The sequence below is a fragment of the Enterobacter sp. V89_11 genome (assembly GCF_029967775.1).
GTDB lineage: Bacteria > Pseudomonadota > Gammaproteobacteria > Enterobacterales > Enterobacteriaceae > Enterobacter > Enterobacter ludwigii.
The window spans coordinates 1-5,972 of the sequence record NZ_JASCAN010000037.1 but is presented as its reverse complement, the minus strand read 5'-3'; the positions used below and the strand labels follow the sequence as shown (position 1 = coordinate 5,972).

General features: G+C 56.9%; 4 protein-coding genes. 1 reads left to right on the top strand and 3 read right to left on the bottom strand.

The features are described 5' to 3' along the window. Positions 1-134: 134 nt before the first annotated feature. The 3 genes from QLG09_RS22055 to shiA form a co-directional block, all read right to left on the bottom strand. Positions 135-1,907: an aminopeptidase P family protein gene (locus QLG09_RS22055; RefSeq protein WP_282489413.1), complete on the bottom strand. Its 1,773-nt coding sequence runs from the start codon at positions 1,905-1,907 to the stop codon at positions 135-137. 18 nt (positions 1,908-1,925) lie between these two features. Continuing rightward, complete coding sequence (locus QLG09_RS22050; protein WP_014170778.1) at positions 1,926-3,380, bottom strand: AMP nucleosidase; 1,455 nt, start codon at positions 3,378-3,380, stop codon at positions 1,926-1,928. Between the two features lie 73 nt (positions 3,381-3,453). Then, positions 3,454-4,770, bottom strand: a complete 1,317-nt coding sequence (gene shiA, locus QLG09_RS22045; protein WP_282489412.1) for a shikimate transporter — start codon at positions 4,768-4,770, stop codon at positions 3,454-3,456. Between the two features lie 191 nt (positions 4,771-4,961). Here shiA and ldtA point away from each other — a divergent pair, with 191 nt between their 5' ends. After that, positions 4,962-5,861 carry a L,D-transpeptidase gene (gene ldtA / locus QLG09_RS22040; protein WP_032680660.1) on the top strand — a complete coding sequence of 300 codons (900 nt, stop codon included), beginning with the start codon at positions 4,962-4,964 and terminating at the stop codon, positions 5,859-5,861. Positions 5,862-5,972: the final 111 nt, after the last annotated feature.

The window sequence follows — 5,972 nt, the reverse complement described above, 5'->3', positions numbered from 1 at the left end:
CCAGTCAGAGGAGCCAAATTTAAAAAGCCTGCTTTTATAGCAGGCTTTTTGCTTTTCTGCGTTCTGAAAAGGTCCGATGCCACGGGCTTACAGCCGGGTCAGGCGAAACCGCCGCCCGGCATCCACTGCTATTCCTAATGGTTAACCCGAACCGGCATCGTCGCCTCAAGCAACCATTGCCGCGCGTCGCTGTCGACCAACGGTAACAGGGCCTCACGCACCTGCTGATGATACTCATCCAGCCACTGTTTTTCCTGTTCGTTCAACAGCTGTAACTCGACCTGGCTCAGGTCGATCGGGATCAGCGTCAGTGAGGAAAACGTGCAGAATCCCGGACGGCTTTCGACAATCTCCACCTGGTTTTCAATGCGGATCCCATGGCTGTCCGCCAGATAATATCCAGGCTCGATAGTCATGATGGTGCCGGCCACCAGGGGCCACGGGTTAACCTTTTTGGCGAGACGATGCGGGTTCTCATGGATAAGCAACTGATGTCCTACCCCATGCCCTGTCCCGTGATCGTAATCCAGCCCCATTTCCCACAGCGGGCGACGCGCGAAGGCATCAAGCTGATGGCCCTGGCTGCCGGAGGGGAACGGTAAGGTTATCAACGACAGGAACCCTCTCAGTACGGCGGTATAGTGCAACTTCTGCTGTGGCGGCACGCTACCCCATGCCAGCGTACGCGTGGCGTCAGTGGTGCCGTTATGGTACTGACCGCCGGAATCATTAAGGTAAAAATGATGATGACCGATGGGCTTATTGCTGGCTTCGCTTGAGTGATAGTGGCACATCGCCGCATTACTGGAGGAGGCGGAGATGGTGGCAAAACTTTGCTCAATAAATCCAGGCTGCTGTTTACGGAACGCAAGCTGCTGCGCCTGCGCTTCCAGCTCCGTCAGCGGTTTTCCCGCCGCCTCACGCAGGGGGACTTCACGGCTTAGCCAGGCCAGGAAATTCACCCAGGCAGCACCGTCCTGGTGATGACACTCGCGGTACCCGGCAAGTTCGACCGGGTTTTTAGTGGCTTTCATCAGAGTGATGGGATCGGTTCGCCAGACTATTTCGCCCTCTGGCTCAATGGCAAAGCGCAGGGCGACCGGTGCGGAATCGGCATCAACCATCACCCGCTTACCTTGTGACAGGCGCTGGCAGCGTTCGATAAAGGCATCCTGCGGCGTAATCCTGAATACGCTTCTCACGCTCTCGGGTAGCTCGCTGAGCTTATTGTCGTTAACAAACCACTCCACGCTACCGTCACGGTCAAGAAGGGCAAAGGAGAGGGGAACAGGACTGGATGGAATGTCGGCGCCACGCACGTTCAACAGCCAGGCGATGTTATCCGGCAGAGTCACGGCCAGATAATCGGCATCGTGTGCGGCCAGCACGGCGGCAACGCGCTGACGTTTGGCGAGGCTGCTTTCGCCACTGACCTCCACCGGCATTTCTCGAATACGTCCCGCCGGCGCGGCAGGGCGATCGTGCCATAAGGTATCAAACGGCGACTGACTGAGCGGAACCAGTTCACAGGGTGTTGCAGACAGTTGCCCGAACTCCGTATTGGTCATCAGCAGTGCTTCAAACCCAATACGCATGCCGGCCCCGACGTTGGCTGTGAGCCATTCGGCCAGCGGTTCATTGTGCAGATGGTGGATTTCAATTTCATCCATATTGACCTGAAGGCGAGCCTGAACCTGATAGCGGCCATCGACAAACAGCAACGCTGTGTTTTTCAGTATCAGCGCCAGACCTGCGGAGCCATCAAAGCCCGTCAGCCAGGCCAGCTTTTCATCGTACGGCGCGCAATACTCACTCTGCCAGGCATCCGCGCGCGGCACGATCATGCCATCAAGATTGTTTTCCTGTAGCCATCGGCGCAGGGCCGATAAGCGTGATGGGGTGTGCATGGTTATTCCTTGTTCTGGTTAGCGGAATGGCGGCTCGTTGAAGGTACGTAATTTACGGGAATGCAGCCTGTCACCTTCCGCACGCAGCAAATCAATGGCGCGAATGCCGATTTGCAAATGTTCGGAGATTGCCCCTTCATAGAAACGGTTGGCCTGACCCGGAAGCTTAATTTCGCCGTGCAGCGGTTTGTCGGAAACGCACAGCAGCGTGCCGTAAGGGACGCGGAAGCGATATCCCTGTGCGGCGATGGTGGCGCTTTCCATATCAATCGCGACGGCACGGCTGAGGTTGAAACGCAGCGCTGAGGCGGAGTAACGCAGTTCCCAGTTGCGGTCATCCGTAGTCACTACCGTACCGGTACGCAGACGCTGTTTAACTTCTTCACCCGGCATACCGCTCACCTCTTTGGTGGCGTCATACAGCGCACGCTGCACTTCGGCGATGCTCGGGATAGGAATATCCGGTGGAAGCACAGCGTCAAGCACATGGTCATCACGCAGATAGGCGTGTGCCAGCACGTAGTCGCCAATCAGTTGGCTTTCACGCAGGCCGCCGCAGTGTCCAATCATCAGCCACACGTCCGGGCGCAATACCGCCAGATGGTCGCAGATGGTTTTGGCATTTGACGGACCAACCCCGATGTTAATTAAGGTGATCCCCTGGCCGTCAGCGGTGATCAGGTGCCAGGCAGGCATCTGGTGTTTTTTCCACGCCAGGTCGGAGATGGCCTGCTCGGGTGCCTCGGTTTCCGCGGTGATCCAGATCCCGCCGGCGCAGGACAGCGCGATGTAAGGGCTATCCGGGTCGAGGATCTGGCTACAGCCCCAACGGACAAACTCGTCGACATAGCGGGTGTAGTTGGTAAACAGTACAAAGGGCTGGAAATGGTCGACGGGCGTCCCGGTGTAGTGTCGCAGGCGCGCCAGAGAGAAATCCACGCGGCGGGCATCAAAGTGCGACAGCGGTGAAAATTCTGCCGGGTGGTAGATACCATCCGCCGTCTCATCGCCAATCTGCGACAGCTCGGTGGTCGGGAAATGGCGCGTCAGCCCCGCGCTCATGGAGCGGTCAAGGGTTAATGCCGAACCGTCAATCACATACGGATACGGGATCTCATGCTGTGAGGGTTCAACGGCAATGTGCGCGCCGTAATCCTGATACAACAGCGTGAGTTGCTCTTCAAGATAAGGGCGGAACAGTGCAGGGCGGGTGACGGTGGTGCTGTAGCAGCCGGAGTGGGTAAAGCGTGCGTAGGCGCGCGTTTTCGGCGTGTTAGTCGCGCTGCCGTCCCAGGTGACGGAAAGCGATGGATAAACAAAAAGGCCCTTACTTCTGGCCTTTTCGTCGGGGAGTTTCCCTGTTTCGATATACTCACTGATGGCGCTGCGTAGCGCGTTGACGGACTGTTCATACAGTGCATCGAGTTTTTCCAGTGCCTGAGCCGGGGTCAGGCTGGAGCCCTTATTATTCATCTCTGTCTCCTTGTTCCACAGGTGTGCGACTCTACCCGATAGTATGTCACACGCCTGTGAAACAAAAGTGAGATCAGGTGTGGCTCGTCTCTTTCATCAATAGCGCCGTCGCTGCTGACAGCAGGCAACCGGCCAGCAGATAAAGTGCCACACTGTGCCAGTTGCCGCCGGAGAAGGTCACCAGCGCGGCGGCAATAAATGGCGTAAACCCGCCGCCGACCACGCTTGCCACCTGATAGCCTACGCCCGCGCCGCTGTAGCGATAGCTCGCCCCGAACAGTTCGGTAAACATGGGCTGCTGCACGCAGACCACCATATCGTGGGCGATGTTAGCGAGCATGATGGCAAAGAAGACAATCCAGAAGATCGACTGTGCCTCCAGCGCCATGAAGAACGGCCAGGCGCTGAGGGTGCCAATCAGCGCCCCGGTGATATAGACGCGACGGCGACCAAACCTGTCCGCCAGCCAGGCGAAGCAGGGGATAGTCAGGCAGCTGATCCCGCCGACCAGCAGGCCAATGTTCAGGAACAGCTCGCGGGGCAGACCGAGATTTTGCGTTGAATAATTGAGGGCAAAGGCGGTCACGATATACATCGTCAGCAGTTCGCACAGGCGCAGGGCAATAATTTTCAGAAAAGCGCCAGGATGCCGGACAAGCGCTTCCATCACCGGCAGCCGTTTTCTGGCAACGGGCGGTTCTTGCCGCTGTTGTTCGAACTCAGCAGATTCTTCCATGCCGTTGCGGATCCACAGGGCAGCGACAACCAGCACGATGCTGAAGATAAACGGAATGCGCCAGCCCCAACTCAGGAATTGTTCATCGGTGGTGAAGTGGCTCATCAGCGACACCAGCCCGGTGGAGAGCAGCAGACCTACGCCATAGCCCACCTGCACGCCGCTGCTGTAAAACGCTTTCTTGTTCTTTGGGGCACTCTCAACGGATAACAGCGCCGCGCCACCCCATTCGCCGCCTACCGCGAAGCCCTGAATGGCGCGCAGCGTAACCAGCAGCACCGGCGCCCACCAGCCAATGGTGGAAAATGAAGGGAGAATGCCAATCAGCGCGGTGGCGATGCCCATCATCCAGACGGTGAGCATCAGCATGCGTTTGCGACCGAGACGGTCACCGAAGTGGCCGAAGATCACCCCGCCCAGTGGACGAAACAAGAAGCCGACGCCAAAGGTAGCAAACGCGGCGAGCGTACCCATTGCCGGGCTAATCTGGGGGAAGAATTCGCGGTTAAACACCAGCGCGGCAGTAATGCCGTAAAGCAGAAAATCATACCAGTCGACGATGGCACCCGCGAAGCTGCCGAGGGCTGCGCGGCGGGCACGATTGAGCGAAGGTGTCTCCTCGTTGGGATGTGTGGAGGTGAGAGTGGAGTCCATAGTTGTCCTGTCTGCACGTATTTCTAATTATTGGTATAAGAAAAGGTCACTCACATAGCCACCGTCATATAAACGGAACGTATGAGACTACCGCGCCAGGGCGCGTGTGCAAACTGATTTTATTTCCTGATGGGTAATGCAAAGCGGCTACGCTATGCTTAGCAAATCAAGGTGCGACTGAGGAAGGGAATATGTGTCGTATAAATGTGTTGAGTTGTCTTGCTGCATTACTTATCAGCCAGAGCGTTCAGGCGGTAAGTTATCCTTTACCGCCGACAGGCAGTCGGCTGGTGGGCACTTCGCAAACCATTACCGTGCCGGATCACAATACGCTACCGCTCGAAGCGTTTGCCGCGCAATACGGGCAGGGTCTGAGCAATATGCTGGAAGCGAACCCGGGCGTGGATCCTTTTTTGCCTAAATCCGGTACGCAACTGGTGATACCCCAGCAGCTGATTTTGCCTGACACCGTCCGCGAGGGAATTATTGTTAATGCGGCAGAAATGCGCCTCTACTATTACCCACCGGGAAGCAACACTGTTGAAGTGTTACCCATCGGCATTGGTCAGGCCGGGCGAGAAACCCCGCGAAACTGGGTCACGGCGGTAGAACGTAAGCAGGAAGGCCCCACCTGGTCTCCTACGCCGAATACGCGCCGTGCCTATGCGGCAGAGGGGAAAACGCTGCCTGCATTCGTGCCCGCCGGGCCCGATAACCCAATGGGACTGTATGCGATTTATATTGGCAGGCTGTATGCCATTCACGGGACAAACTCCAATTTTGGCATCGGACTGCGGGTGAGCCAGGGGTGTATTCGTCTGCGTAATAACGACATTAAATATCTTTTCGATAACGTCCCGGTAGGCACCCGTGTGCAGCTTATCGATCAGCCCGTTAAAGTGACGACAGAGCCGGACGGCAGCCGCTGGGTAGAGGTGCATGAGCCGTTATCACGGAACCGGGCGGAATTTGAATCGACCCGGAAAGTGCCTTTGCCGATATCTGCCTCGCTGCGAACCGAGCTTGTCAACGAGGGGGCGGGCGCGGAACTGGAACGTCGGTCAGGGATGCCGGTTAAGCTCAGCAACTGAGGGCAATTTTACCTGCCGCAGAAAAGCAAAAAGCCTGCTATAAAAGCAGGCTTTTCAAATTTGGCTCCTCTGACTGGACTCGAACCAGTGACATACGGATTAACAGTCCGC

What these genes read in the sequence shown, in the direction of transcription:
- QLG09_RS22050 (WP_014170778.1), bottom strand. Translation starts at nt 3,380, where the DNA reads ATGAATAATAAGGGCTCCAGCCTGACCCCGGCTCAGGCACTGGAAAAA.
- ldtA (WP_032680660.1), top strand. Translation starts at nt 4,962, where the DNA reads ATGTGTCGTATAAATGTGTTGAGTTGTCTTGCTGCATTACTTATCAGC.
- QLG09_RS22055 (WP_282489413.1), bottom strand. Translation starts at nt 1,907, where the DNA reads ATGCACACCCCATCACGCTTATCGGCCCTGCGCCGATGGCTACAGGAA.
- shiA (WP_282489412.1), bottom strand. Translation starts at nt 4,770, where the DNA reads ATGGACTCCACTCTCACCTCCACACATCCCAACGAGGAGACACCTTCG.